Origin of the sequence: Roseospira visakhapatnamensis (assembly GCF_014197915.1) — a bacterium.
GTDB lineage: Bacteria > Pseudomonadota > Alphaproteobacteria > Rhodospirillales > Rhodospirillaceae > Rhodospira > Rhodospira visakhapatnamensis.
In genome coordinates this window covers 21,345-45,264 of sequence record NZ_JACIGK010000030.1, presented here as the reverse complement: position 1 = coordinate 45,264, position 23,920 = coordinate 21,345, and the positions used below count along the sequence as shown (strand labels likewise).

Sequence of the window (23,920 nt, the reverse complement as noted above, 5' to 3'; positions counted from 1 at the left end):
TTCCAGAGCTGTCTGGCGCATGGATCGCGGGCATCGCTCAGCCCTCCGCGTCCAGGAGTTCGACATGCGCGGGGATGCACGGGCCGTCGCAGCGCGGGCATCGGCCGTCGTCCTCGGTCCAGTGGACTTCGGACCACTCATGGCCGCAGCCGCACTGGTAATACACGCGAAGCAAAAATTCGTCGGGGCTGTTCGCGACCGGTGCGTCTCCCTGGGTCCCCTCGTCCAGTGCCGCCTGGGCGATGGCGATGGCCCGGCGCGCCGTTGCATCGGCCTTGATCAGGTCGCGCTCGTTGCCGGCACTGCCGGGACGTAGCGCGGCCTCCAGGTCGGCGATACGCTGCAGGGCATCCATGAGCAGGGGGGTGGCCACCATCAGTGAAAGTCCTTCTTTCTTCGTGACTCGGGATCAGTCAGGGGCGTCCGACGCCATGGCGGTGGACTCGTCGCCGGTGTCCGCGCCGCCGTTGTCGTTGTCGTTCCCCCACAGAGTGTCGATCGCCGGAGTCTCCGCCCAGGTCGCGGTCAGGGACGGCGGGTCCGCCGGGCCGGCCGCGACCGGCACGGCGGACCCGCCCGTCACAGACGGTGCGGCGGGAGCCGGAACGGAAGGCGTCACGGGACGCAGGGAAGTGGATGGGGAAGACGGGGCCGGGATGGCCGGCATGGCCGGGTCGCCGTGGCGCCGGCAGTACTCGTAGAACGATCGGGCGGACATGGTGGTCCGCCCGGCCTCTACAAGCTCCCGGTAGACGAGCATCACCGCCGCGCCCGTCTCCAGACGCCGCCGGACATCCGGCCACAGCGTCAAAAACTCGACCCGCGCAAATCCCCATCGTGTCATTGTCACGCCCTCTACGGTGGCGACTTGACACGAGCTTCGAGGCTATGATTTTTTCTTGTTGTTGCGCGGCTGTAGGGCGACTGCGTAACGCGTTACATAACCGCCGGGCAGGTCCCCGCAACCAAATTCGCTAAATATGTCAATGACTTAAACGCCGCCCTTGTGGGGCGGCGTTTTTGATTCCAAACCCGTGGAAGCACTGTGGAAGCAAGAGGGAACAAAATCTTGCGTAGTCCCATGCCGGAAACACGTCTTGACCGTCTGGTGGTCAGATTGTACGCCAATCCGCGAACCTGCGTTTCTCCGGACAAGGATGTCAGTCGATGAGAACGCCATGACTGCGCCCAATCAGACCTTCGGGAAGGCAATCGCCAGCGCCCGGAAACAAAAGGCGATGAGCCAGAAGGAGCTTGCCAGCCGGATCCTCAAGGAGGATGGGGCCGGGGCCATCTCGCCGCAATACCTGAATGACATCGAGCACGACCGCCGCAACCCCTCATCCGATCATCTCATCCATCAGTTTTCGACCGTGCTGGACATCGACGAGAATCTCCTGTTTGTTCTCGCGGGAAAGATACCCGACGATCTAAGGCGCACCATTCGGGATCCTGCCAAGGCAGCAGAAGCTTTCATGGCCTTCCGGCGCTCGGTGTCGGATTGATCTGAACGAGGGCGTGATGGTGAAGATGGTTCCGGACAAAACCGCCCGGTTCGCGGAGCGGCCGCATTACGAGCCCAAGGAACTGGATCGGGAATGCGAACGGATCGTCTCCGGCTTCCTGAGGGGGCGCCGGGCCGGGCCGCTATACCCGATCACCACCGACGAACTGACCATCCTGATCGAACAGGATGGGGCCGACCTCGATCAGTACGCCGATCTATCCCAGTTCGGGGCCGATGTTGAAGGGGCGACGATCTTCCATCCTTCCGGCGTATCCGAGGTTTGGATCTCCGACCAACTGGCCAACGATGATCGCCGGGAGAACCGGCTGCGAACAACGCTGGCCCACGAGTTCGGCCACCTGCGTTTCCATCGGTACCTTTGGGTAGACAAGCTGGCCTCGCGCAGTTTCTTTGACCGGAGCAGCCGCGAGAACAAGGCGATCTGCAAGCGGGACACCATCATCGGAGCGACATCGATCGACTGGATGGAATGGCAGGCCGGCTACATCAGTGGCGCCATCCTGATGCCGGCTGGCGCGACCCGACGTCTGGTCGCGGATCTCTGCGCCCCGCTTGGGGAACACGCGGCCGTGACGGTGGCAAGCGAGACGGGGCGTCAGGTCATAGAGACGGTGATGGAGCAGTTCCAGGTGTCGAAGGAGGCGGCGCGGGTGCGCCTTCTGAAGCTGGGTCTTCTGGCCACCTCGGACCGTCAACCGTCCTTGTTCTCCTGAGCGCACGCATATTCGCGGAAGTGCGTAGATTTGCTGTTGACCGCGAGCGAGTCTCGAAATACGCTGATTAGCAGATAAGCCGAGCCATGGCCCCTCTGCAAGGAGATCAGCGTGACCGCTTTGTCCGCCTTCATTCGCAAGACGCCCGGTGAGGCTCTGCGCCAGTATTTCGACCGCCCGGAGATCGGCCTCCCCACCGAATTCGACTGGACCGTTCCGGATGAGGATCTGTCCAGGCCCCTGCTGGGGGCCATCGAGGATCTGTCCAGAGCCCAGCGCGACCGAATCCTGAACGACGCCGAACGTGTCCATGCCCTCTCTGACGAGCCCGGACAGGCTGCCATCTACAGCGTGGCCGATGATCCCGCGTTCCTTGATGGGCTTGCGAACCCGCACGCGCGGACGCTCTGGATGTTCCTGAACGCGCCCGACCGCTTCCGCCATGCTGAAGAAGTCCGTTTCACGGATGATCGTCGACGCGGGCGGATGTGGGCGGGCTACATGACCGACGCCGATTGCGTCGTGCAGCGCGATGCGACCGCCTGCGACGCCTTCGTTGCGGTCATCAAGGTCTTCTCCGGCGCTGCCCATGCGCATGTCGATATCTTCGATCGGGTCAGGACGACGCTCGAAGGAGACGATTGCGACCTCGTGCAGGTGACCATCTACCGCGAGGGACGTCCCGACGATCTGCTGCGCTTCGACGATAAAGGGGCGCTCGTCCGGCAGTCATACAGACCGGTTTTTGAGGCCGCCGTCACCTATGAGCCCGCGACCGGCGGCATTGAAGTCATCGCCCACGACAAGGCCACGCGCCAGGAAATCGTCAGGGCGGCGGTCACCCATCTGCTGGGCATCAAGTTCAAGGAGAACCAGCTTCCACTTCGGCGCTACGATCTCTTGATGCTGCTGAAACCCTATGACTTTCCGGTCGACCCAGAGGATGGGATCGAGGGCGTTGAGGTGCGCGAACTGCGGCTGATGCCGATCAACGACGGTGATTTCAGGGTGACGCTGGAGAAGCCTGCGCGCGCCGACGAGACGATCTGGACGAAGGCCCAGCAGAGGTTCGGGGATCGCACGCCCCTGAGCGAGGGGTACGTGGTTACACGGGCCAAGATCGCCGTGAAGCTCGCCCGGCGTCCGGGAGGCGACAGGCGACGCACCCTGACTCTGACGATCACCTGGCCGCACGGATGTGACCTGAAGGATCGCACAGCCACCGAACAGATGATCGGTGAGAAATACCTCCGCCGGTGGGGGATTCTGACTGATGACTCGCAGCGCCTGCAGAATTGATCAGGCGGCGCGCCGGCTGTTGACTGCCATCGCCGCAACCAGGGAGGCACAGGTCTTGGCGATGGCGCTTGAGCATTACGGCGGTACCGGGGCGCGTCTGATCCAAGCCGGACTGCTGCGGCGACATGGCAGCACCATCGTCGGCATCGCCGACGATGGTCTGGATGACAGCTTGGTCACCATCGGGTCCCATCCGATCACCGGGCGCCCGGGCCATCTCGGTAACACCGCCTGGCAGGATGACGAGGAGGCGTCCCTGCGTCAGATCTATGCACTGGACATGCAGCTTCTGGGCCGAAGGGTTGTGGCTGGACTCGACTGCTCGCTTGCCGGCGATCCGGTACCCTACCTTGATGGCACGGTGTTGGATTTCGGGATGGCGAGGCTGCCAAGGCGCAGAAGCCAAGTCGGGATCTGGCTGGCACGGGGATTGAGCGATACCCGTCGCGATGGGGCGTTCAGGGACCTTGCCGGTCGACGCCCATCGCCAGGCCTGCGGCTGGTCATTGCGCTGGATCCCAATGACCATAGCGCTCCAGCTTTCCTGCGCGGCCACGACTTTGTTGCGCTGGGCGACGTGGTGGATCATGAGGACGGGCTTGCCGTGGACCCTGAGATTCTCTCGGCGCGGCTGCTGAAGGGGCCAGACCACAAGGGTCCGGTCTGGGTGTCTGGCGATGGCGGCGTGCTGATCGTTCATGGCCGCCAGCATGAATTCACCGGGACCAAGCAGAAGATCGCTGTCACCATGCTGGCCGAGGCTTGGCTCAATGGTGACCCTGTCCTGCCCGTCGCTCGGATCATTGAGGAAGCCGAGTGCGGGCGTTCCGTGAAGCGATTGAAGGACCTCTTCGGCGGTCATGCCACCTGGCACGACGTGATCCACGAGAGCGGCTCCAACTGCTGGCTCGAAATCTGATCGCTTGTCATCCCGCCTGATAAATGCCGCCCTTCGGGGCGGCTTTTTTCATTTCTGGCCCAAGAATCGTGATTCCTCCCGTCTCCCCTCCCTGGCTACTCCCGAACTCCTCCAAGGGGGGCTGCCATCCTCTCCGCAGGTATTCGACACGAACCGAAGGAGAGCCAAATGGCAATCAGGCACTTGAACCAGATCGAGCTGGCGGCTCGCTGGAACATCAGCCACCGCACGCTTGAGCGGTGGCGCTGGACGGGCGAAGGCCCCCAGTTCATCAAAATCGGCGGCCGGGTGGTCTACCGGCTCGAAGATATCGAGGCGTTCGAAGCGAACCAGCTTCGCGCCAGCACCGCCGAAACCCCCACCAAGCCTGCGGCGTGAGGGGGCGGTCATGACCATTCCCAACCACATCACACTTGATGCCTTCATGCGGATGCAGATCGGCGAGATCGCCGCGCTGCCCGCCGAACAGTTGGCGCTGCTCCAGGCCGACATTGATGATGCACTGCGCGTGGCCAAGACGTCCCGCGACTGGCTCGATGGCGCCCTGGCGATCAAGTACGGCGATACCGCCGCTGCCGCGCGCCAGGCGGCCGGCAAGGACACCGGCACCGTCCGATTCGCTGACGGCACGGTCAACGTGATTGCCGATCTGCCGAAGCGGGTGGACTGGGATCAGGCCCAACTGGCCGCCCTGGTGGATCGGATCCGTGCTGAGGGCGAGGACCCCGGCGACTACGTCGACATCACCTTCAAGGTGCCGGAGCGCAAGTACGGCGCCTGGCCCTCGTCCACCCGCTCGGCCTTCGAAGCCGCCCGCACCGTCCGGGCCGGCAAGCCGACCTTCAATCTCTCCCCCAACGACGAGGTCTGATCATGACCACCAAGAACACGATCACCGCCCTGCGCGACCGCTCCTACTCCCTGGTCGGGCTTCCCGACACGGTCCTGGTTCCGGGGCTGCCGGGACGCCGCGACGAGGCGGTCAAGCCGGTCGAAACGGTCACCCTGGACGACATCGCCTTCGCGCTGCTGGCACTGCAGGAGAAATCGTCGGCCATCTACCGCGAGGCCGAGGCCCTGCGCATGGTCTACGACCTGGCCCGCAAGAACGGTGCCCTGGGAGCGGACATCGCGCTGGATGCCATCCCGGTCGAGACGGAGGGAAAGTGGTGATGTCGCTCCCCATCATCTCGGCCGATCAGCGGCTGGCGGAGACGCGGGGCATCAAGGCCTGCATCTTCGGCAAGGCCGGCATCGGCAAGACCAGCCAGCTCTGGACGCTGGATCCGGCGACCACCCTGTTCCTGGATCTGGAGGCCGGCGATCTCGCTGTCCAGGGGTGGCCGGGCGATACCATCCGGCCCCGCACCTGGACCGAATGCCGGGACCTGGCCGTCTTCATCGGCGGTGCCAACCCCGCCCTGCGCGACGACCAGCCATACAGTCAGGCCCATTTCGATGAGGTCCGGGAGCGGTACGGCGACCCCGCCGTCCTCGATCGCACCGAGACCCTCTTTGTCGACAGCATCACCGTCGCCGGCCGGTTGTGCTTCCTGTGGGCCAAGGGTCAGCCCGAGGCCTTCAGTGACCGCACCGGCAAGCCCGACGTGCGCGGCGCCTACGGCCTGCACGGCCGCGAGATGATCGGCTGGTTGACCCACCTGCAACACACCCGCGCCAAGAACGTGATCTTCGTCGGGCTGCTCGACGAGAAGCAGGATGACTTCAACCGCACGGTCTTCGTCCCGCAGATGGAGGGCGCCAAGACCGGCCTCGAACTGCCCGGCATCGTCGATCAGGTCATCACCCTGACCGACCTGAAGGACGAGTCCGGGGCGCTGTTCCGCGCCTTCGTCTGCCACACCCTGAACCCCTGGGGCTATCCGGCAAAGGACCGTTCAGGCCGCCTCGACATGGTCGAGGAACCGCACCTGGGCCGCCTGTTTGCCAAGATCCGCAGTCCCGTCACGCTGGCACCCGAGAGGATGGAGTTTGGCCGCCCCGCCTCTCCGGATGCCGACGCCTCCACCCAATCCACGCAAGACTGAGAAGGAGACCCCGACGATGACGGGTTCCTGGACTGATTTCAACGACGCACAGTCGAACGCCAACCTCATCCCCAAGGGCACCGTTGCCAAGGTGCGGCTCTCGATCCGCCCCGGCGGGTTCGACGATCCGGCCCAGGGCTGGACCGGCGGCTATGCCACGCGCGGCACCACGGGATCGGTGTACCTCAACTGCGAATACACCGTGCTCGAAGGCCCCTACGCCAAACGCAAGGTGTTCAGCAAGATCGGCCTCTACAGCCCGAACGGGCCGACCTGGGCCAACATGGGGCGCACCCTCGTGCGCAGCATCCTCAACTCCGCGCGCGGCATCTCCAACAAGGACCAATCCCCACAGGCCCAGGCCGCTCGGCGCATCGGCGGACTGGGGGACCTTGATGGGGTCGAGTTCGTCGCCCGGATCGATATCGGGACCGACACCAACGGCGACGACACCAACGAGATCCGCGCCGCCGTCACGCCGGATCACCGGGACTACGCCGCCGCCATGGGGGCGACGCCGGTGCCCGCCACCGGTCCCGTCCACACCGCCCCGGCGGCTGCGGCACCCCAGCCCCAGCCGGCAGCACCGGTCCCCAGTTCCCCTGCGTCGGCGCCGCAGCGTCCGACCTGGGCACAGTAGAGGGGGCAACGGCCATGATGCTCCGCCCCCGCCAGAAGCAGTTCGTCGAGCGCAGCGTCCGCGCGCTCGGCGAACACGGGAACAGCCTGGGTGTGGCGCCGACAGGTAGCGGTAAAACCGTAATGCTCTCCGCCGTCGCCGGCCAGATGGTCGGCGGCAGCGAGGCCAAGGCCTGCGTGCTGGCCCACCGGGACGAGTTGACCACCCAGAACCGCGACAAGTTCGGGCGCGTCAACCCGGACCTGTCCACCTCGGTGGTCGATGCGCGGGCCAAGTCCTGGGACGGCCAGGTTACCTTCGCCATGGTGCCCACCCTGGCGCGCCCAGCCAACCTCGACCAGCTGCCCGGCCTGGATCTGCTGGTGATCGACGAGGCCCACCACGCCGCCGCCGACAGCTACCGGCGGATCATCGACCGGGCGTTGCAACGCAACCCGTCCTGCCGCATCTTCGGCGTGACCGCTACCCCGAACCGGGGCGACAAGCGCGGGTTGCGGCCGGTGTTTTCCAATGTCGCCGATCAGATCCGGATCGGCGAACTGGTCCGCAGCGGTCATCTGGTTCCGCCGCGCACCTTCGTCATCGACGTCGGCGTCCAGGAGGCACTGGGCAAGGTGCGCCGGACCGTCGACGACTTCGACATGACGGCGGTGGACGCCATCATGAACCGCGCCCCGGTCACCGAGGCCGTCATCAAGCACTGGCGGGAGAAGGCCGGCCAGCGGCAAACCGTGGTCTTCTGCTCCACGGTCGCCCACGCCCAGGCGGTGACCGCAGCCTTCAACGCCGACGGTGTGGATGCGGTTCTGGTCACCGGCGATATGCCCGAGACCGAACGCAAGGCTGCCCTGGCGGCCTATGCGGCTGGCGAGGCGCGGGTGGTGGTCAACGTCGCCGTGATGACCGAGGGCTGGGACCATCCACCCACCTCCTGCGTCGTCCTGCTGCGGCCCAGTTCCTACAAGTCCACCATGATCCAGATGGTCGGGCGCGGCCTGAGCACGGTCGATCCGGCCGAGTTCCCCGGCGTGGTCAAGACGGACTGCGTCGTCCTCGACTTCGGGACCTCGACCCTGCTGCACGGCTCCCTGGAGCAGGACGTCGACCTCGACGGCCATGAGGGCGACGGCGAAGCCCCGACCAAGGACTGCTCCGAGTGCGGGGCCAAGGTGCCGTTGGCGGTCAACGAGTGCCCGCTGTGCGGCTACGTCTGGGAGCGGGAGTCGCCGGAGGAAGGCGCGCCGCTGCACAGCTTCATCATGTCGGAGGTCGACCTGCTGCAGCGCTCCAGCTTCCGCTGGTGTGACCTGTTCGGCGACGATGCCGCCCTGGTGGCCAATGGCTTCAACGCCTGGGGCGGGGTGTTTTTCCTGAAGGGGCGCTGGTACGGGGTCGGTGGCCAGCCGAAGCAAACCCCGCGTCTCCTGGCTCTCGGCGAGCGCACTGTCTGCCTCGCGGCGGCCGACGACTGGCTGAACACCCACGAGACCGATGAAAGCGCCCACAAGACGCGGTCCTGGCTGAACCAGCCGCCGACCGATCGGCAACTGGCCTACCTGCCGCCAGCCTTCCGCCAGGACTTCGGCCTGACCCGCTATCAGGCATCAGCCCTGCTGACCTTCCAGTTCAACAAGCGGGCGATCAGATCCCTGGTCTTCGGGGCGGACGCCGACGCCGAGACCGGGAGGGCGGCATGATCCATGACCACGCCCTCGACGACCGCCGCCGCCCGCTGGCGGTGCTGGCATCCGCGTGGACGGCTCTGCGCCGTCTGCCGGCAACCGACCCGGGGCTTTGGCTGGCGCGATCCGGTTTGCTCGAAACGGCCCCGCCCCTCGGTGTGGTTCTGCTCCATCACCTGCCAGGCCTTCTGGACCGCGCGGGCGCGGGAGGGCTTGGCGGTGGTTGATCTGACCGAACAGGAGCAAGGCGCCTTGCGGGCGGCGATGAAGCCCGTGGGCGAGATCATGGAGGAGGTCGGCTGGGACACACCCCTGGCCGGTCTCACCGAGGCTCAGGTGCTGACCCTGATCGAGGCCGCCGTGGGCGGCTTCCAGGATGCCATGCACACCATCGCCGCCGAGAGCGTCCACAGCCAGGAGGTGCCCTTCTGATGCTTGATTTCAATTCAAAGGGCCAGGCCGGCGACCAGATCACGGCGCTCATCGATGAGGCTCTGGTGGCCGAGCGCGCCGCTATGCCGCCCCGTGATTACCTCGGCGGCTCGCGCCTCGGCGTGGCCTGTGACCGGGCGCTGCAGTTCGAGTTCGTCGGCGCGCCCAAGGATGACGGCGCCGACGTCGATGGCCAGACCCTGCGGATCTTCGAGATCGGCCACACCCTGGAAGACCTCGCCATCCGCTGGCTGCGTGCAGCCGGGTTCGACCTCTACACCCGCAAGGGCAACCGTCCCGACGGCGACCAGTTCGGCTTCTCCGTCGCCGGGGGCCGCATCCGGGGCCATGTCGACGGCATCCTGGCCAGCGGTCCTGCGGTGACCGGCATGGCGTTCCCGGCCCTCTGGGAATGCAAGACCATGAACGCGAAGACCTGGCGCGAGACGGTGGCCAAGGGCGTGGTCGTCGCCAAGTCGGTCTACGCCGTCCAGATCGCCCTCTACCAAGCCTACATGGCTGCCGACGTGCCCGGCATCGCCGACAGCCCGGCCCTGTTCACGGCCATCAACAAGGACACCGCCGAACTGCATCACGAGTTGGTGCCGTTCGACGCCGCCCGCGCCCAGACCGCCAGCGACCGGGCGGTGCGCATCCTGCGCGCCACCGATGCCGGCGACCTGCTGCCACGCGTCGCCACCAGCCGGGACTTTCATGAATGCCGCTTCTGCGCCTGGGCAGGGCGCTGTTGGGAGTTGCCGGCATGAGCGACGACACCATCATCCACTTCAATCCCTGGCGGGACTTCAACGACGCGCCCATCCAGGACGACGAGCCCGATCTGCATCCCGATGCCGATCAGATCGCCATATTCATGGACGTGGTCTTCGGTTACTGCGACGGGTTCATCCCCGTGCGCGGGTTTATCGACAAGGGCCAGGGCCAGGACGGGCGCCCTCACACCATCTGGCTTGAAGCCGATGGCGACACGCCTGCGCGCATGAAGACCTTCGCCGCCTGGGCCGCGCGCGAGGGCACGGCCGTCTATGTCATCCCCGGCACCGTGGCCGAAACCGGCCGGGCCCGGGCCGAAGACGTCCGGCAGATGCAGACCCTGGTGGTGGATCTGGATACCGGGGACATCCAGGCCAAGGCGGCTCACCTGACGGCGCATCTGGGGGCACCCACCCTGGTGGTCGAAAGCGGCGGGCGAACCGCCGAGGGACAGGCTAAGCTCCACCTGTGGTGGCGTCTGACCGAGCCGGCCGAGGGCGCCGATCTGGCCCGCCTGTGCCGGCTGCGTGGGGAGATCGCCGTCAAGGTCGGCGGCGACACCCACTTCCGCTCGGCCCACCAGCCCATCCGTGTTGCCGGCACCGTCTACCACAAGGGCGGTGTTCGTCGTCTGGTCAGCATTCGCCGTCACGACGCCGGCCGCGAAGTGGACCTGGAGGAGATTATCGAGGCCGCCGAGGCCATGCCGGCGATGGCGGGTATCCGCCCGCCCCCGGAGGGATCGGCGGACAAGCCGTGGCTGGCCGATGTCCTGACCACCCCGGCGCACGCCAGCGGCGAGGACGCCTGGACCCGGTTCCAGGGCGCCAGCGCCGCCATCGGCCACTTCATCCGCATGGTCCACGGCGGGCAGATGACCCCGAACGCCGGCTGGGAGGGCATCTGCCAGTACAACGCTGCGATGCTGCGTCCGCCCTGGCCGTTGGATCGTCTGCGTCAGGAGGCCGACCGTCTGTGGGCGCTGCACGTGGCCCGCAACGGGCCGCCACTGCTGATGATCGAGACGGCCCCACTCACCGCCGTGCCGGCCTTCCCGCTGGCCGACCTGCTGGATGACACCAGCCCCATGCCCGAGGACATCATCGCGCCCCGCGTGCTGACCCCGGGCGGCATGCTGGTGTTGGGCGGAGCCCCCAAGGTGGGCAAGAGCGACTTCCTGATCAGCCTGCTGGTTCACATGGCCGCCGGGGCGGCGTTCCTGAGCTTCACCCCGCCCCGGCCGTTGCGGGTGTTCTATCTCCAGGCCGAGATCCAGTACCACTACCTGCGCGAGCGATTGCAGGGCCTGCGGGTCGGTCCGGAGGTGCTGTCCGCCGCCCGGCATCGGCTGGTGGTCACACCGAAACTGCGGCTGCTGCTGAACGAGGCCGGTCTGGCCCAGACCATCGAGGCGGTGCACGTGGCCTTCCCGGACGCCCCGCCCGACATCCTCTGCCTGGATCCGATCCGCAACCTGTTCGACGGCGGCCCCGAGGAGGGCGGCGAGAACGCCAACGCCGCCATGCTGTTCTTCCTGCAGAACCGGGTGGAGGCCCTGCGCGACGCGGTCGCTCCCGAGGCCGGGGTGGTGCTCTGCCACCACACCCGGAAGATGACCAAGAAGCAATTGGCCGAGGATCCGTTCCAGGCCCTGGCCGGCGCCAGCACGCTGCGCAGCTTCTACACCTCCGGGATCATCATGCACCGGCCCGACGAGGACCGCCCCGAGCGCCGCCTGGAGATCGAACTGCGCAACGGTCCGGCCATGGCGCCCATGATGATCGACAAGGTCAAGGGCCGCTGGGTTGAGGTCAACCCCATGAACGAAAGGTTGTCCCGCAGAGACGAGGGAGCCAGGCATGATGCCGAGCGCATGCGCAAGAACGACGTTGTCTTGGGGTTGCTTCATGACGAAGCGCGCAAGGGCCGAATATACACCGTGACGCAGTTCGCGGAGGCGTTCGAGAACACGGCAGGGCTCGGTGGGCAGTCGGTGATCCGGGACCGGATCGGCGTCCTCACCACCAAAGGACATGTGAAGTTCGTGCGCGGGGAGGCTGCCACCCGGATCGGGCTTGCCGCAGAGCGCAGCAAGTACGGCTACCTCTGTGTCGAAGACATGGTGCTCACCACCGGCAACGAGACGGTCGATTCTGACACGGGGGAGGTCCAGCCAGAGACCATCCAGGTGTTGCCGAGCCACTACAAATGCCCGCAAACCGGCGCCGTCCTCCCGGTCGAAAACCCGTTCGTTTGGGTCTACCAGGAGGAGAGTGACTGATGTACCACACGCCTCTCACGCTCCGAAATCTGCCCCCTGATTTCCGAAATCTGGACCAGATTTCGCAAAATCTGCCTCGGCCGCAAAATCTGGAATCTGGGTTTTCGCCAGTCAGTTCAATGGCTTGCGGGGCGCTAACCAGATTTCGGACGGGCCTCTCCGAAATCTGCTCCGAAATCTGGAATTTCCAAATCATATCAATGGGTTCTGAGCAGATTTCAGATTTCGGAGATTTCCCCCTAAAGGGGGAGGTGTCCCCCACCAGGGTGGGGCACCTCCCCATTCCTTTAGGGCCGCGTGATGGGTTGACCACCCCCCTTCCACATCCGGCCGGACGACGGCGGCCAGCTCCGCCAAGACCTGACACCGCCGTCGCCCACATCACGACCATCCCCAACCCGATGGAGATCATCATGACCCTGTCGACTCTGCCCCCAGCGGCCATGGATGCAAGCGCGCATCGGACGGAGGCGGCCTCTGGTCCCGGCGCGATCCTGGCCCTCGACCTTGGGACCCACACCGGCTGGGCGCTGGCCCGGGGCGATGGGAGCATCGTCTCCGGCACCGAACAGTTCCGCCAGGACCGCTGGTCCGGGGGCGGCATGCCCTATCTGCGCTTCCGCCACTGGCTGGGGGAGGTCGCCGAGACCAGCGGCGGCCTGGGGCTGGTGACCTTCGAGGAGGTCCGCGCCCACGCAGGCACCGCCGCCGCCCACGCCTATGGCGGCTTCCTGGCCACCCTGACCGCCTGGGCCGAAGGGGTCAGCGTGCCCTACGAGGGCGTGCCGGTGGGCACCATCAAGCGGTTTGCCACCGGCAAGGGCAATGCCAGCAAGGCCGCCGTGATCGAGGCCATGCGCCGCGCCGGCTTCGCTCCCAAGGACGACAACGAGGCCGATGCCCTGGCCCTGCTGCGCTGGAGCCTGGCGCACCGGGCGGGAGGTCTGGCATGACCCGCCACCGCCTGCCCGATCGCCGGCCCTCGGTCACCCTGCCGCTGGAGCATGAGGGTTTCGCCTGCCAGCTGACGGTCGGGTTCTACCCCGATGGCCGGGTGGGCGAGGTGTTCGTCTCCGGCCTCAAGACCGGCTCCAACCTCGATGCCCTGGTGGCCGACGCCGGCGTGCTGGTCTCGCGGCTGCTGCAGCACGGTGTGGCTCCCGATGACCTGGCCGGCAGCATGGGGCGCCAGGGGGATGCCCGACCAGCGTCGCTGATCGGCGCTATCGTCGATCGTCTCGTCCCCAATAACCCGGAGAAGAGCCGATGAGCATTGATGCCTGGACCCCTCGCTTGGTGGAAGTGTACTTGGCCGAGGCCGCTGACACCTTGCGCCGTCTCCCTGAGCAGCGGGTGCGTGGGTTCGTCTCCGCATGGCCCGAGGCGGTGTGCGAAAAATGGGATGCGCTGGGCTGCGAGGACGGGCCGACTCAGGCGGGGCCGCCCAGCCCGCAGGCCATCGATCGCATGGACCGGACCCTGCTGTGGCTGCGCTGGCTGGAGCCCGAGGAACAGCGGATCGTCTGGGCGCGAGCCAACGGTCACCCGTGGAAGCAAATTGCCTGGGAGCATGGGATCAACCGCTCGACGGCGTGGCGTCGGTGGACCCATGCTCTGGTCGCATTGGCCGCGCGTCTTTCTGCGCAAAGTGATGCAACACTGTCGCGACATCAAGACGTGCAACACATGGGCCCGAATTTGGTAGGGTAGCGCCATAAGCTTGGACGCGAGCGCCCGCCGGGGGAAACCCTCGCGGGCGTTGTCGTTTGCGGGGGACGAACCATGCCGATCAGGCCGCCGGTGCATCGGCCCAAGGGCTGGCGGGACAAGGCGGCGCGGGATCGGGATTATCTGACCTACCGCGACCAGAGCCGGGTTCGCCCCACCCGCACGGCAGCGTGGAAGCGGGCGCGCCGCGCGTTCCTGGCGGAGCATCCGGTCTGCGCCGTGTGTGGGGCGCCCGCAACCGTGGTCGATCACATCGTTCCGCACCGAGGCGATCTCACGGTGTTCTGGGATCGCAGCCGCTGGCAGGCGCTGTGCGCGTCGTGCCATGGGCGCAAGACCGCCGCCCGCGACGGCGGCTTCGGCAACCCGCTCCGACCGCCCCCGTAGGGGGATGGGGGGTGCAATCTCTGCCTGAAAATGGGGTGGAGATCGCGCGGGGGTGCTGCGTGTGCGTGGCCAAAATGAAACAGGGGGGGTGACATGCCGGACGGTCTCGATCGGCGTGACCTGGCCGTGGTCTATCGACCGCTGGACAGTCTGGTGGTCTATGCCCGCAATGCCCGGACCCATACCGAGGATCAGGTGGCGGAGATCGCCGGGTCCATCCGGGAGTTCGGGTTCACCAACCCGGTGCTGGTGGCGGAGGACGGCACCATCATCGCCGGCCATGGGCGGGTGCTGGCCGCGCGCCGGCTGGGCATGGCCGAGGTGCCGACCATCGAGTTGACCGGTCTGACCAAGACCCAGCGTCAGGTGCTGGTGCTGGCTGACAACCGGATCGCGCTCAATGCCGGCTGGGATCGGGATCTGCTGGCGCTGGAGGTCGGGGACCTGAAGGACGCCGGCTGGGACCTGGGTCTGACCGGGTTCACGACGGCGGAGATCGACGACCTGCTGCGTCCGGTGGACGATGGCGCCGATGGGGAGGGGGCACGGGTACGACACCCACACGGTGCCGGAACCGCCGCGCAATCCTGCGGCGCGGCCGGGCGATCTCTGGCTGCTGGGGGAGCATCGCCTGCTGTGCGGCGACAGCACCCGAGCCGAGGATGTCCGCCAGCTGATGAACGGCGAGCGGGCCGTGCTGTTCGCCACCGACCCGCCGTATCTGGTCGACTACGACGGGTCCAACCATCCGACGCGGAACAAGGACTGGAGCCAGTCCTACGGCACCACCTGGGACGACAGCAGCCAGGGCGCGGAGCTTTACGACGGCTTCATCGCCGCCGCCGTGGCCGAGGCCATCGCGGAGAACGCGGCGTGGTACTGCTGGCATGCGTCCCGCCGTCAGGCGATGTTGGAGTCCTGCTGGGAGAAGGCCGGCGCCTTCGTCCACCAGCAGATCATCTGGGTCAAGGACCGGGGTGTTCTGACCCGCTCGCACTACCTATGGAAGCACGAGCCGTGCTTCATGGGCTGGCGGCGTCCGCACCGGCCGCCCAAGGTGGCGGACGAGACGCTGGCCTCGACCTGGGAGATGCCGGGCTTTGCCAAGGCCGATCGGCCCGACCATCCGACGCCGAAGCCGCTGGACGCCTTCGGCATTCCGATGCGCCAGCACGTCGAGCGCGGCGGGCTGTGCTACGAGCCGTTCTCGGGTTCCGGCTCGCAGATCATGGCCGGCGAGGCCAACGGCCGGCGGGTTTTCGCCATGGAGATCAGCCCGGCCTATGTGGATGTCGCCATCGAGCGCTGGCAGGAAGCGACGGGGCGGGAGGCCACGCTGGAGGGCGATGGCCGGACCTTCGCGGCCGTGCGCGAGGAACGGCTGGGCGCGTCCGACAACGCGGCGGACGCGGCATGAAGCAGTCACGCACCATGTCGCTGGTCGAGGCGGTGACCAACGTGGCCGTCGGCTATGGCGTCGCGGTCGCGACGCAGTTGGTCGTGTTCCCGTGCTTCGGGTTGCCGGCGCACCTCGACGATGCGTTGGCCATCGGATTGATCTTCACGGCCGTTAGCATAGTTCGGTCGTACCTGCTGCGTCGGCTGTTCGAGGCGGTTCGGGTGAGAAACTAGGGATCAAGAACCTGCGATGTCGGCACACCGCGCCGAACTGCTGCCCGCTGGAGTCGGGGCCACGTCGCGTCTGAGATCGGCGTGACCATGTAGCCGTGATCAACGTCGCCCAGCATAGCCGAACGGGCGCTGGGGCCCGCTCGCCAGTAGAGACCAATCAGCGCGCAGAGGGCAGCATCAAGCTTGTCTTGGTCGGACTTCCGAGGTTGAGCGGTATACCGCATCTGATGGGCCCATTTGGCTAGGCCTGGCACATTGAACCGCTCGGCCGAACGCTCCACCACGCGCGCCACCGCCTGCCAGTCTTCCAGGCGGAATTTCTTTCGGTTCTGTGGATTGTACTTCGGAGCGCGGAGCCGCTGAGCAAAGCCGTCTTCGAGTGCGGGTAGCGCCAGCGCAGGAAATACTTCGATGAGGAAGTGGCCAGCGGACGCTTTGCGTGCCTGAATAGGATCCTCCGTCGCATCGAGATCGGAAACGAAAGACCAAATCGGCGCGTCGTCGCAGAACATGCCGATCTTGCTGCGGTTGGCCGGCTGAACACCTCCGCCGACGAAAGAAACGAGAGAAGCCGCGACTTTATCCACCGGGCGGCTCCCCACAGCATTGGGTACGACTGTGGGCTGATCGAGCGCAACAAGGCTGACGACGAAATCGTTGCGAAGCCCATCAATGAACCTACGAGCCTCCGTGAACGAGACGAGCCGAGGTTCGTGGAACTGGACTTGGCTTCTTTCATCAAACGCGACAGCGCAGATTGCGCCTGGAGCCTTAGGCGCATCCGTCCACGCCGAGTCGAAACCGAAAAAGACCGTGCTGCTTTGCGGGTTCACGAGATCCATGTGGTCCTCCGCAAAGCGGCGTAGTCAAAGTATGCAGGAAATGCAAGCGGTTAGTTGTTCAGTTTGTACACCCGCCCGCGTTCGCCCTCCTTCTCGGAGGTGATGGTCAGGCCGAGCTTCTTCTTCAGCGCCCCGGCGAAGCAACCCCGGACCGTGTGCGATTGCCATCCAGTGGCTTCCACCAGTTCGGCAATGGTGGCGCCCTCGGGCCGGCGCAGCATGTCGACCACGATGGCCTGCTTGGTGTTGCCCCGGACCCGGTGCCGGGCGCCAGCGGGCGCCGTGTGTGCGTCGGTCTCGTCGGCTGGCATGTCCGGTCCGGCGTGGTCGCCGTCGCGCCCCAGGGGCGCCACGGGCGCGTTGTCGGCCAGGGCGTCCACGCCCAGTTCGGTGGCACGCAGCGTGATCGGGCCGCGATCCTCGTCATGGCGCCAGACCGTGGTTTCGTCCTCTGCGACGACCTCCTCGATCAGCCCGCGCTTGAGCAGGCTCTTGAGGACGTTGCCAACGGCGCCGCCGGTGATCGGCGCGGTGACGGGGAAGATCATGCGGTCCTCTCGGGCGCAGGCGGTGCCCAGGATGGTGCGCTGGGTCTCGGACAGGTCGATCTGGGTCATCGGTTGTCTCCGGGATGGCTGGGGCCGCGACCACCGCGTCCCTGCTATCACCCCGAGCCCCGGCTGCCGATGCGGCGCGGGGCGTTGAAGGGGTCGCCGGATCACGCCGCGTATTCGCCCTCCTGGAACGCCATGTCTGTGATGCGCTTCAGCAGGCTGGCGTATTCGGCGAGGCTGCCGACGTGCGACCAGTCGATGTCGTCGGGGTGCGCGTTGAAGTGTTCGTCGCTGAGGGCCTGCAGGCGGGCCAGACGCTCGTCGATCTCGGTCTTGCGGGCGATGAAGGCGTCGAGGGCGGTTTCCCTGGTCATGGCGGCGGTTCCTCAGTCGGTGATGACGACCCAGGTCGTGCCCGGGTTCATCTCTTCCATGCGGCGGCAGACCTGCTCGGCTTCGGCGACCGTGGTCCAGTGGTGGTAGCGCTGTTCCAGGGGCGCCTTGCTCGGCGTGCCGTCCTTCCTGAGGCGGTGGATCCGGGGGGCGGCGCGGGTGGCGTCCTGGATGCGGCGGTCGGCCTGGGCCTTCTTCGCGGCGCGGTAGGCTGAGGGGCAGGTGATGCCGGACATGGTGCGCTCCGTTTGCGGGTGATTGGTGTCTTTCAACACGTTCACCATGCCATCACGGGCCCCAGCCTCAAGCGGATAAGTCGATCATTTGATTGCTATTTTCGGGATGGCGCGGGCCTTGTCCGGTGTCATCACCACCCCTGTTCATCCCGGCCCGGGAGCCCGGGATGCTGCCCAAGGAGACGGATCATGGCTGGCCGCAAGCCGCTGCCCACCCAACTCAAGCTGGTCAAGGGGACGGCCCGGCCGCATCGCCTGAACAAGGACGAGCCCCGGCCCACCGTCGCCGTCCCCGAGGCCCCGGACCATCTGGAGGACCGGGCCCGGGACCAGTTCGTGGCCATGGCCGAGATGCTCGCCCGCCACGGCGTGATGACCGAGCTCGATGCCGGCGCCCTGGCTCGCTACGCCGTCGTCTGGTGCCGCTGGATCGACGCCGAGGCCGAAGTCAAGCGACGCGGGCCGGTGGTCAAGACCGAGGCCGGGAACATCATCCAGAACCCGTTCCTGGCCATCGCCAACAAGTGCCTGCTGCAGATGGCCCAGATCGAGAGCGAGTTCGGGCTCACCCCGTCCTCCCGCTCCCGCATCCGCACGGCGGCCCCCGCCGAGCAGGCCGATCCGTTCGAGGAGTACCTGACCCGTGGCAAGAACGCGTAAGCGCAAGGGATCGGCCTGTCCGGTGGAGACCTACGCCCGCGATGTGCTCGACGGCCGGGTGGTCGCCGGCCGGCTGGTCCGTCTGGCCTGTCGGCGCCACCTCGACGATCTGCAGGGCGGATCCGCGCGGGGCCTCGTCTGGAGCCCGGAGGCGGCCCGGCACGCCCTGGAGTTCTTCGGCCACCTGCGCCATTCCACCGGCGAATGGGCCGGCCAGCCGTTCACCCTGCAGCCCTGGCAGGCCTTCGTGGTCGGCGCGCTCTACGGCTGGCAGCGCGGCGACGGCCTGCGCCGTTTCCGCACCGCTTATGTCGAGGTGGCCCGCAAGAACGGCAAGTCGGTGCTGCTCGCCGGCACCGCCCTCTATGCCCTGGTCGCCGACCACGAGCCCGGCAGCCAGGTCTATGCCGCCGCCACCACCCGCGATCAGGCCCGCATCGTCTTCGGTGAGGCCGAGCGCATGGTCGACGCCAGCCCGGCCCTGCGCTCCCGCGTGACGCGCACCGTCAACAACCTCGCCGTCACGGCGACCGCCTCCTGGTTCCGGCCGCTGTCCGCCGACGCCTCCAAGATGGACGGCCTCAACGTCCACTTCGCCGCCGTCGACGAGGTCCACGAACACCCCAACGCGGAGATCATCCAGAAGCTCAACACCGCCACCGGTGCGCGCCGCCAGCCGCTGATCTTCGAGATCACCACCGCCGGTCACGACCGGCATTCGGTCTGCCGCCAGCACCACGAGTTCTCGGTCAAGGCGCTGGAAGGCTCCGTCCCGCCGGAGGCCGCCGACAGCTGGTTCGCCTTCATCGCCACTCTGGACGACGGCGACGACTGGACCGATCCCGCCGTCTGGATCAAGGCCAACCCCAGCCTCGGGGTGACCGTCAAGGAAGACGACCTGCGCCGCCAGATCGAGGAGGCGCGCGAGATGCCGGCGCAGCAGAACGCGATCCGGCGCCTGCGCCTGAACGAATGGACCGAGCAGGTCACCCGCTGGCTGGACATGGCGGTCTGGGAAGACGGCGGCCCGCCGGTTGCCACCGACGCCGCCGACGTCAAGGCGGATCTGGACGACCTGGAAGCGGCCCTGGCCGGTCGCCCCTGTTACGGCGGCCTGGACCTGGCCCGCGTCAACGACCTGTCGGCCTTCGTGCTGTTGTTCCCGCCTACGGGCGATCCCGACCTGGGGCCGCTGGCCGCCAGATGGATCGCCGTGTGCCGGTTCTGGGTGCCCGAGGACGACATCCTGCGCCGGGCCAGGCGCGACCGGGTGCCCTATGATGTCTGGCGCGACCAGGGTTTCCTGACGGCCACGCCCGGCAACGCCACCGACTTCGCCTTCATCGAACACGAGATCCTGGCCCTGGCCGGGCGCTTCGACCTGCGGGAGCTGGCCTATGACCGCACCTTCGCCGGGGAGATCGTGCAGACCCTGCAGCAGGAGGGGCTGAGCCTGATCGAGTTCGGCCAGGGGTTCCTTTCCCTGGCCGCACCCACGGCCGAACTGGAACGGCTGGTGGTCTCGCGGTCCTTCTGGCACGGCGGTCACCCGGTCCTGCGCTGGAACGCGTCCAACGTCGCCGTGCGCCAGGACCCGGCCGGCAACATCAAGCCCGACAAGGAGCGCTCCTCCGAGCGGATCGACGGCATCGCCGCCCTGGTCAACGCCCTCGGGCGCGCCCTGGTGCAGGGCGGGGTGCCGGGGCGCTCCATCTACGAGACCCAGGAGCTTGTCTTCCTATGATCACCCGCCTGATCGTCGAGACCCCGGCCGCATCCCGGCTGCTGGTGCCCACCGCGCGCCTGCTGGCCGAGCGGCCCGATCTGGACCCGACCGTGGCGGAGGCCTTGCTCCTGGCCGCTTCGGAGACGGTCTGTCTGTGGTGCGACGTGGCCCCGGATCAGGCCGGGCGGCGCACCTTTCTGCGCGAGACGGTCCGGATCGAGATCGAGGGGATCGCACGCGGGCAGGGGCCGCTGCTGCTGCCCTGGCGTATCCCGGTCGGAACGATCACCGCCATCACCCTGGACGGGACGGCCCTGGCCGAGACCGATTGGCGGGTGGAGCCCATGGCCGCGCTGTTGTGGCGGCTGTCCGAGACCGGGCGTCCCTGCGGCTGGGACGGCGACCACCTGACCCTCGACCTCTTGGTGGGGTGGGATCCGGACGACCTGCCCCCGGCGCTGGCCGAGGCCTGTCTGGCGCTGGCGCGGCGGGCCGCCGACGACCGGGGCCGCGACGACGCCCTGCGCAGCTGGCGCTACGGCGAGATCCAGGAGAGCTACTGGGCGCCCGACACCCTGGATGCCGGTCTCCTTGCTGCCCTGGCCCCCTGGCGCGGCGGCGCCGTTGTGTGACCACCGCTCCTTGGCAATGACCGGAGATCGATCATGACTCCATCCCTCGCGGGGCCGCTCCGGCGCCTGGGGCTGCCTGCCACCCTGCTGCCCGAGGGCGGCGGTCCGGCCGTGGCCTGCCGGGTGGTGCCGGTGGATGGCACCGAGATGCTGACCCTGGGCACGCTCACCCTCACCGTGGCCCGCTCCGTCTGGCATGTCCGCCGGGCCGAGGTGGGCACGCCCACCGCCGGCACGCTGACCCTGGGCGGTGTCGGCCACACCATCCGCGCCGGCGAGCCGGTGGCCGGCGATCCCCTGGGGCTGCTGTGGGCCATCACCACGGACTGGGGTGTGGACGTGACCTGGACCACGCCCGGCAGCGGCGACGGCGGGTCGCCCTACGATCCGCCCGATGAGGGCCTGACCTATACCGCGCGCGCCGCTGGGGCGGGCGCCACCACGCTGACCATCGTCTGCTCGGGATGGTCCTCGGGCCAGGTGCGTGCGGACGACGGGATCACCGTGGCCGGAGCCACCTATACCGCAACGGCCGATGTCGCCCAGTCGCTCGATGGAATGGCGTGGGTGTTCCTGAACGTCCCGATCACGCCGGCTTTGAGCGGTGCCCTGAGCGGCGGCGAGACCGTGGTGTTCGTCCCCGCCGGATCCAGCGCCACCCGCACCGTGCGCGCGGCCATCGCCGACTACGCCGCCAGCGAGATCATGGGCGGCGTGACCGCCGGGGACCGGCGCCTGATCGTGCGCGGCGGCGACATGGAGACCGCCCCCACCACCGCCGACATTGTGACCCTGGACGGCACGGACTGGAGCGTTACGACCGTCACCGCGCTTTACGTTGGGGCCGAGGTGGTCGCCTGGGACGTTCAGATCCGCCGGTGAGCCCGGCTGTGACCGGGCCGAAAAGGACCTTGCCATGATGGGCTTGTTGCGACGCCTGATGGGGCGCGGCGAAGCGCGGTCGTATCACCCGCGCGATCCGGCGCTGGCCGGGTTGTTCGGGGCCACCGAGGCCGCCAGCGGCATGACGGTCACCCCCGACAGCGCCATGCGCGCCACCGCCGTCTATGCCTGCGTGCAGTATCTGGCACGCACCCTGGCCGCCATGCCGCTGATCCTGCATCGGCGCCTGTCCGATGGCGGCAAGGCGCGCGATCCCGACCATCCGCTCAGCCGCCTGCTGCACGACCAGCCCAACGGCTGGCAGACCGCCTTCGAGTTCCGGGCCATGCTCCAGGCCCACCTCTGCCTGCGCGGCAATGCCTATGCTCGGATCCTGGCCACCAACGGCGGCGCCGTCACCGCCCTGGTGCCGCTGCATCCCGACCGCGTGCGCCCGCTGGAGCGGCGCGTCAACGGCCGGCTGGCCTATGAGCACTGGCCCTGCGAGGCGGGACGCGGGCGCGAGATGCTGCTGCAGGAGGAGGTCCTGCACCTGCGCGGGCTCAGCCTGTCGGCCGACGGCGTGCTGGGGCTCTCGCCCATCGACGCCATGCGCGAGGCGGTCGGCCTCGCCCTGGCCGCCGAGGCCTACGGGGCGCGGTTCTACCGCAACAACGCCCGCCCTGGCATGGTGATCAAGCATCCCGGCCGTCTCTCCCCGGAGGCCGGCCGGCGCCTGAAGGAGGCCTGGAACAGCCAGTACGCCGGAGCTGCCAACGCCCACAAGACCGCCGTCCTGGAAGAGGGCATGGACATCGTGCCCATCGGCATGACCGCCGAACAGGCGCAGTTCCTGGAGACCCGCAAGTTCCAGCGCAGCGAGATCGCCGCCATCTTCGGGGTCCCACCCCACAAGATTGGCGATCTGGAGCGGGCCACGTTCTCCAACATCGAGCATCAGGCGATCGAGGTGGTCACCGACACCATTCGTCCCTGGGCGGTGGTCTGGGAGCAGGCGCTGACCCGCGACCTGTTCACCGAGGACATGCGCCGCACCCACATGGTGGCGTTCAATCTGGACGGCCTGCTGCGCGGCGACATCGAAAGCCGCTACCGCGCCTATGCCACCGGCCGCCAGTGGGGCTGGCTGTCGGCCAACGACGTGCGCGAACGCGAGGACATGAACCGCATCGACGGCGGCGACCTGTATCTGGCGCCGGTCAACATGACGCCGGCCGAACAGCTGGCCAATGCCGTGGGCGAGATCGCCCGGCAATCGGGAGGAGGCGATGGTGGATCTTGAGCGACGCATCGCGGGGGCGACCGACCTGCGCCTTGAAGCCGGGGACGCGCCCCGCATCGTCGGACACGCGGCCCTGTTCGACCGTCTCTCCGAGGATCTGGGCGGCTTCCGCGAGCGCATCCGGCCCGGCGCCTTCGCCGACAGCCTGGAGCGGGAGGACGTCCGCGCCCTGTTCAACCATGATCCCAACGTGATCCTGGGGCGCAACCGCGCCGGCACCCTGCGCCTGGGCGAGGATGCCGAGGGGCTGGCCATCGAGATCGACCCGCCCGACACCCAGGCGGCGCGCGACCTCATGGTTTCCATCGCACGCGGCGATGTCAGCCAGATGAGCTTCGGCTTCATCGTCCGCCCCGGCGGCCAGAGCTGGGAGAAGGATGCCGAGGGGCGCGTCCTGCGCACCCTGACAGCCGTGCGCCTGCTCGATGTCTCGCCGGTGGTCTTCCCCGCCTATCCTGACACCGCCGTGGCGGTGCGGGCCATGACCGCCTGGCGGGCCGCCACCACGCCCCGGCCGCCGGTGGCCCTGTTGCGGCGGCGCCTGGACCTGGCGCTGGCCATGGGGCCTTAACGCCTCTCTGTCCCACCCCTTCCGCCCGTTCTCTCTGCCCACCTCCGCCCGGCCGGCG

General features: G+C 67.6%; 31 protein-coding genes and 1 pseudogene. 26 read left to right on the top strand and 6 right to left on the bottom strand.

Annotated elements, in window-relative coordinates; genetic code table 11:
- Window positions 1-37: 37 nt before the first annotated feature.
- Both GGD89_RS16210 and GGD89_RS16205 read right to left on the bottom strand, forming a co-directional pair.
- Window positions 38-376, bottom strand: coding sequence for a hypothetical protein (locus GGD89_RS16210; protein WP_184047325.1), 339 nt, complete (start codon window positions 374-376; stop codon window positions 38-40).
- Window positions 377-409: 33 nt separating this feature from the next.
- Window positions 410-844 carry a TraK family protein gene (locus GGD89_RS16205; protein ID WP_184047322.1) on the bottom strand — a complete coding sequence of 145 codons (435 nt, stop codon included), beginning with the start codon at window positions 842-844 and terminating at the stop codon, window positions 410-412.
- A gap of 334 nt (window positions 845-1,178) precedes the next feature.
- Here GGD89_RS16205 and GGD89_RS16200 point away from each other — a divergent pair, with 334 nt between their 5' ends.
- The 20 genes and pseudogenes from GGD89_RS16200 to GGD89_RS16110 all read left to right on the top strand — a co-directional run bounded on the left by GGD89_RS16200 (window position 1,179) and on the right by GGD89_RS16110 (window position 16,063).
- Window positions 1,179-1,505, top strand: coding sequence for a helix-turn-helix domain-containing protein (locus tag GGD89_RS16200; RefSeq protein ID WP_184047319.1), 327 nt, complete (start codon window positions 1,179-1,181; stop codon window positions 1,503-1,505).
- A gap of 16 nt (window positions 1,506-1,521) precedes the next feature.
- On the top strand, window positions 1,522-2,241 hold the full coding sequence (locus GGD89_RS16195) for an ImmA/IrrE family metallo-endopeptidase (RefSeq protein WP_184047316.1): 720 nt from the start codon (window positions 1,522-1,524) through the stop codon (window positions 2,239-2,241).
- A gap of 111 nt (window positions 2,242-2,352) precedes the next feature.
- Window positions 2,353-3,540, top strand: a complete 1,188-nt coding sequence (locus GGD89_RS16190; protein WP_184047313.1) for a hypothetical protein — start codon at window positions 2,353-2,355, stop codon at window positions 3,538-3,540.
- Window positions 3,515-4,459: a hypothetical protein gene (locus GGD89_RS16185; RefSeq protein WP_184047311.1), complete on the top strand. Its 945-nt coding sequence runs from the start codon at window positions 3,515-3,517 to the stop codon at window positions 4,457-4,459. The genes GGD89_RS16190 and GGD89_RS16185 overlap by 26 nt, the downstream gene beginning before the upstream one ends.
- A gap of 168 nt (window positions 4,460-4,627) precedes the next feature.
- On the top strand, window positions 4,628-4,837 hold the full coding sequence (locus tag GGD89_RS16180) for a helix-turn-helix transcriptional regulator (protein WP_184047308.1): 210 nt from the start codon (window positions 4,628-4,630) through the stop codon (window positions 4,835-4,837).
- A 10-nt stretch (window positions 4,838-4,847) separates the two neighbouring features.
- Entirely contained in the window at window positions 4,848-5,330 is a 483-nt protein-coding gene (locus GGD89_RS16175) for a hypothetical protein (protein WP_184047305.1), read from the top strand.
- A gap of 2 nt (window positions 5,331-5,332) precedes the next feature.
- Window positions 5,333-5,632 (top strand): hypothetical protein, encoded by a 300-nt coding sequence (locus GGD89_RS16170; RefSeq protein ID WP_184047302.1) that lies wholly within the window; start codon window positions 5,333-5,335, stop codon window positions 5,630-5,632.
- The gene (locus GGD89_RS16165) at window positions 5,632-6,507 is read left to right on the top strand and encodes an ATP-binding protein (RefSeq protein WP_184047299.1); all 876 of its coding nucleotides are present in this window, start codon (window positions 5,632-5,634) and stop codon (window positions 6,505-6,507) included. The genes GGD89_RS16170 and GGD89_RS16165 overlap by 1 nt, the downstream gene beginning before the upstream one ends.
- A 16-nt stretch (window positions 6,508-6,523) precedes the next feature.
- Complete coding sequence (locus tag GGD89_RS16160) at window positions 6,524-7,147, top strand: hypothetical protein (protein ID WP_184047296.1); 624 nt, start codon at window positions 6,524-6,526, stop codon at window positions 7,145-7,147.
- Between the two features lie 14 nt (window positions 7,148-7,161).
- Entirely contained in the window at window positions 7,162-8,844 is a 1,683-nt protein-coding gene (locus GGD89_RS16155) for a DEAD/DEAH box helicase (RefSeq protein ID WP_184047293.1), read from the top strand.
- A gap of 3 nt (window positions 8,845-8,847) precedes the next feature.
- Window positions 8,848-9,261: a DUF6511 domain-containing protein gene (locus tag GGD89_RS19790; protein ID WP_221238518.1), complete on the top strand. Its 414-nt coding sequence runs from the start codon at window positions 8,848-8,850 to the stop codon at window positions 9,259-9,261.
- Entirely contained in the window at window positions 9,261-10,028 is a 768-nt protein-coding gene (locus GGD89_RS16145; protein WP_184047289.1) for a PD-(D/E)XK nuclease family protein, read from the top strand. The genes GGD89_RS19790 and GGD89_RS16145 overlap by 1 nt, the downstream gene beginning before the upstream one ends.
- Window positions 10,025-12,316 (top strand): AAA family ATPase, encoded by a 2,292-nt coding sequence (locus GGD89_RS16140; protein WP_246423171.1) that lies wholly within the window; start codon window positions 10,025-10,027, stop codon window positions 12,314-12,316. The genes GGD89_RS16145 and GGD89_RS16140 overlap by 4 nt, the downstream gene beginning before the upstream one ends.
- Before the next feature lie 413 nt (window positions 12,317-12,729).
- Window positions 12,730-13,269 carry a hypothetical protein gene (locus GGD89_RS16135; protein WP_425503049.1) on the top strand — a complete coding sequence of 180 codons (540 nt, stop codon included), beginning with the start codon at window positions 12,730-12,732 and terminating at the stop codon, window positions 13,267-13,269.
- Window positions 13,266-13,586 carry a TSCPD domain-containing protein gene (locus GGD89_RS16130; RefSeq protein ID WP_184047283.1) on the top strand — a complete coding sequence of 107 codons (321 nt, stop codon included), beginning with the start codon at window positions 13,266-13,268 and terminating at the stop codon, window positions 13,584-13,586. The genes GGD89_RS16135 and GGD89_RS16130 overlap by 4 nt, the downstream gene beginning before the upstream one ends.
- Window positions 13,583-14,026, top strand: coding sequence for a DUF6362 family protein (locus tag GGD89_RS16125; RefSeq protein WP_184047280.1), 444 nt, complete (start codon window positions 13,583-13,585; stop codon window positions 14,024-14,026). Before GGD89_RS16130 ends, GGD89_RS16125 begins: the two co-directional genes overlap by 4 nt.
- A gap of 72 nt (window positions 14,027-14,098) precedes the next feature.
- Window positions 14,099-14,431, top strand: a complete 333-nt coding sequence (locus GGD89_RS16120; RefSeq protein ID WP_184047277.1) for an HNH endonuclease signature motif containing protein — start codon at window positions 14,099-14,101, stop codon at window positions 14,429-14,431.
- Window positions 14,432-14,524: 93 nt separating this feature from the next.
- Window positions 14,525-14,713, top strand: a pseudogene (locus tag GGD89_RS20680) (ParB N-terminal domain-containing protein); the annotation flags it as partial.
- Between the two features lie 250 nt (window positions 14,714-14,963).
- A complete protein-coding gene (locus GGD89_RS16115; protein WP_221238517.1) occupies window positions 14,964-15,848 on the top strand; it encodes a DNA-methyltransferase in 885 nt (294 codons plus the stop codon).
- Window positions 15,845-16,063, top strand: a complete 219-nt coding sequence (locus GGD89_RS16110; protein ID WP_184047274.1) for a DUF7220 family protein — start codon at window positions 15,845-15,847, stop codon at window positions 16,061-16,063. Before GGD89_RS16115 ends, GGD89_RS16110 begins: the two co-directional genes overlap by 4 nt.
- On the opposite strand, the gene GGD89_RS16105 is transcribed toward GGD89_RS16110, so the two are convergent.
- From GGD89_RS16105 to GGD89_RS16090, 4 genes are all read right to left on the bottom strand, one after another.
- On the bottom strand, window positions 16,060-16,905 hold the full coding sequence (locus GGD89_RS16105; RefSeq protein WP_184047272.1) for a DUF429 domain-containing protein: 846 nt from the start codon (window positions 16,903-16,905) through the stop codon (window positions 16,060-16,062). The genes GGD89_RS16110 and GGD89_RS16105 overlap by 4 nt on opposite strands.
- 50 nt (window positions 16,906-16,955) lie before the next feature.
- Window positions 16,956-17,522, bottom strand: coding sequence for a DUF3489 domain-containing protein (locus GGD89_RS16100; protein WP_184047269.1), 567 nt, complete (start codon window positions 17,520-17,522; stop codon window positions 16,956-16,958).
- A gap of 101 nt (window positions 17,523-17,623) precedes the next feature.
- Window positions 17,624-17,833 (bottom strand): hypothetical protein, encoded by a 210-nt coding sequence (locus GGD89_RS16095; RefSeq protein ID WP_184047266.1) that lies wholly within the window; start codon window positions 17,831-17,833, stop codon window positions 17,624-17,626.
- Between the two features lie 12 nt (window positions 17,834-17,845).
- Window positions 17,846-18,088, bottom strand: coding sequence for a hypothetical protein (locus GGD89_RS16090; protein ID WP_184047263.1), 243 nt, complete (start codon window positions 18,086-18,088; stop codon window positions 17,846-17,848).
- 189 nt (window positions 18,089-18,277) lie between these two features.
- Here GGD89_RS16090 and GGD89_RS16085 point away from each other — a divergent pair, with 189 nt between their 5' ends.
- From GGD89_RS16085 to GGD89_RS16060, 6 genes are read left to right on the top strand one after another with little or no spacing between them, the layout of a single operon-like run.
- The gene (locus GGD89_RS16085; protein ID WP_184047259.1) at window positions 18,278-18,748 is read left to right on the top strand and encodes a phage terminase small subunit P27 family; all 471 of its coding nucleotides are present in this window, start codon (window positions 18,278-18,280) and stop codon (window positions 18,746-18,748) included.
- Window positions 18,732-20,492 (top strand): terminase TerL endonuclease subunit, encoded by a 1,761-nt coding sequence (locus GGD89_RS16080; RefSeq protein WP_184047256.1) that lies wholly within the window; start codon window positions 18,732-18,734, stop codon window positions 20,490-20,492. The genes GGD89_RS16085 and GGD89_RS16080 overlap by 17 nt, the downstream gene beginning before the upstream one ends.
- Entirely contained in the window at window positions 20,489-21,106 is a 618-nt protein-coding gene (locus GGD89_RS16075) for a hypothetical protein (RefSeq protein WP_184047253.1), read from the top strand. The genes GGD89_RS16080 and GGD89_RS16075 overlap by 4 nt, the downstream gene beginning before the upstream one ends.
- A 33-nt stretch (window positions 21,107-21,139) precedes the next feature.
- Window positions 21,140-21,988 carry a head-tail joining protein gene (locus tag GGD89_RS16070; protein ID WP_184047250.1) on the top strand — a complete coding sequence of 283 codons (849 nt, stop codon included), beginning with the start codon at window positions 21,140-21,142 and terminating at the stop codon, window positions 21,986-21,988.
- Between the two features lie 34 nt (window positions 21,989-22,022).
- A complete protein-coding gene (locus GGD89_RS16065; RefSeq protein ID WP_221238516.1) occupies window positions 22,023-23,291 on the top strand; it encodes a phage portal protein in 1,269 nt (422 codons plus the stop codon).
- Window positions 23,278-23,862, top strand: a complete 585-nt coding sequence (locus GGD89_RS16060) for an HK97 family phage prohead protease (protein WP_184047247.1) — start codon at window positions 23,278-23,280, stop codon at window positions 23,860-23,862. The genes GGD89_RS16065 and GGD89_RS16060 overlap by 14 nt, the downstream gene beginning before the upstream one ends.
- The last annotated feature ends 58 nt before the right edge of the window (window positions 23,863-23,920 follow it).

Coding starts and splice junctions, on each gene's coding strand:
- GGD89_RS16170 (WP_184047302.1), top strand. CDS start 5,333: ATGACCACCAAGAACACGATCACCGCCCTGCGCGACCGCTCCTACTCC.
- GGD89_RS16070 (WP_184047250.1), top strand. CDS start 21,140: ATGACTCCATCCCTCGCGGGGCCGCTCCGGCGCCTGGGGCTGCCTGCC.
- GGD89_RS16120 (WP_184047277.1), top strand. CDS start 14,099: ATGCCGATCAGGCCGCCGGTGCATCGGCCCAAGGGCTGGCGGGACAAG.
- GGD89_RS16085 (WP_184047259.1), top strand. CDS start 18,278: ATGGCTGGCCGCAAGCCGCTGCCCACCCAACTCAAGCTGGTCAAGGGG.
- GGD89_RS16210 (WP_184047325.1), bottom strand. CDS start 376: ATGGTGGCCACCCCCCTGCTCATGGATGCCCTGCAGCGTATCGCCGAC.
- GGD89_RS16110 (WP_184047274.1), top strand. CDS start 15,845: ATGAAGCAGTCACGCACCATGTCGCTGGTCGAGGCGGTGACCAACGTG.
- GGD89_RS16155 (WP_184047293.1), top strand. CDS start 7,162: ATGATGCTCCGCCCCCGCCAGAAGCAGTTCGTCGAGCGCAGCGTCCGC.
- GGD89_RS16095 (WP_184047266.1), bottom strand. CDS start 17,833: ATGACCAGGGAAACCGCCCTCGACGCCTTCATCGCCCGCAAGACCGAG.
- GGD89_RS16175 (WP_184047305.1), top strand. CDS start 4,848: ATGACCATTCCCAACCACATCACACTTGATGCCTTCATGCGGATGCAG.
- GGD89_RS16205 (WP_184047322.1), bottom strand. CDS start 844: ATGACACGATGGGGATTTGCGCGGGTCGAGTTTTTGACGCTGTGGCCG.
- GGD89_RS16105 (WP_184047272.1), bottom strand. CDS start 16,905: ATGGATCTCGTGAACCCGCAAAGCAGCACGGTCTTTTTCGGTTTCGAC.
- GGD89_RS16160 (WP_184047296.1), top strand. CDS start 6,524: ATGACGGGTTCCTGGACTGATTTCAACGACGCACAGTCGAACGCCAAC.
- GGD89_RS16130 (WP_184047283.1), top strand. CDS start 13,266: ATGACCCGCCACCGCCTGCCCGATCGCCGGCCCTCGGTCACCCTGCCG.
- GGD89_RS16115 (WP_221238517.1), top strand. CDS start 14,964: ATGGGGAGGGGGCACGGGTACGACACCCACACGGTGCCGGAACCGCCG.
- GGD89_RS16090 (WP_184047263.1), bottom strand. CDS start 18,088: ATGTCCGGCATCACCTGCCCCTCAGCCTACCGCGCCGCGAAGAAGGCC.
- GGD89_RS16195 (WP_184047316.1), top strand. CDS start 1,522: ATGGTGAAGATGGTTCCGGACAAAACCGCCCGGTTCGCGGAGCGGCCG.
- GGD89_RS16180 (WP_184047308.1), top strand. CDS start 4,628: ATGGCAATCAGGCACTTGAACCAGATCGAGCTGGCGGCTCGCTGGAAC.
- GGD89_RS16125 (WP_184047280.1), top strand. CDS start 13,583: ATGAGCATTGATGCCTGGACCCCTCGCTTGGTGGAAGTGTACTTGGCC.
- GGD89_RS19790 (WP_221238518.1), top strand. CDS start 8,848: ATGACCACGCCCTCGACGACCGCCGCCGCCCGCTGGCGGTGCTGGCAT.
- GGD89_RS16100 (WP_184047269.1), bottom strand. CDS start 17,522: ATGACCCAGATCGACCTGTCCGAGACCCAGCGCACCATCCTGGGCACC.
- GGD89_RS16145 (WP_184047289.1), top strand. CDS start 9,261: ATGCTTGATTTCAATTCAAAGGGCCAGGCCGGCGACCAGATCACGGCG.
- GGD89_RS16075 (WP_184047253.1), top strand. CDS start 20,489: ATGATCACCCGCCTGATCGTCGAGACCCCGGCCGCATCCCGGCTGCTG.
- GGD89_RS16200 (WP_184047319.1), top strand. CDS start 1,179: ATGACTGCGCCCAATCAGACCTTCGGGAAGGCAATCGCCAGCGCCCGG.
- GGD89_RS16065 (WP_221238516.1), top strand. CDS start 22,023: ATGATGGGCTTGTTGCGACGCCTGATGGGGCGCGGCGAAGCGCGGTCG.
- GGD89_RS16140 (WP_246423171.1), top strand. CDS start 10,025: ATGAGCGACGACACCATCATCCACTTCAATCCCTGGCGGGACTTCAAC.
- GGD89_RS16185 (WP_184047311.1), top strand. CDS start 3,515: ATGACTCGCAGCGCCTGCAGAATTGATCAGGCGGCGCGCCGGCTGTTG.
- GGD89_RS16135 (WP_425503049.1), top strand. CDS start 12,730: ATGACCCTGTCGACTCTGCCCCCAGCGGCCATGGATGCAAGCGCGCAT.
- GGD89_RS16165 (WP_184047299.1), top strand. CDS start 5,632: ATGTCGCTCCCCATCATCTCGGCCGATCAGCGGCTGGCGGAGACGCGG.
- GGD89_RS16060 (WP_184047247.1), top strand. CDS start 23,278: ATGGTGGATCTTGAGCGACGCATCGCGGGGGCGACCGACCTGCGCCTT.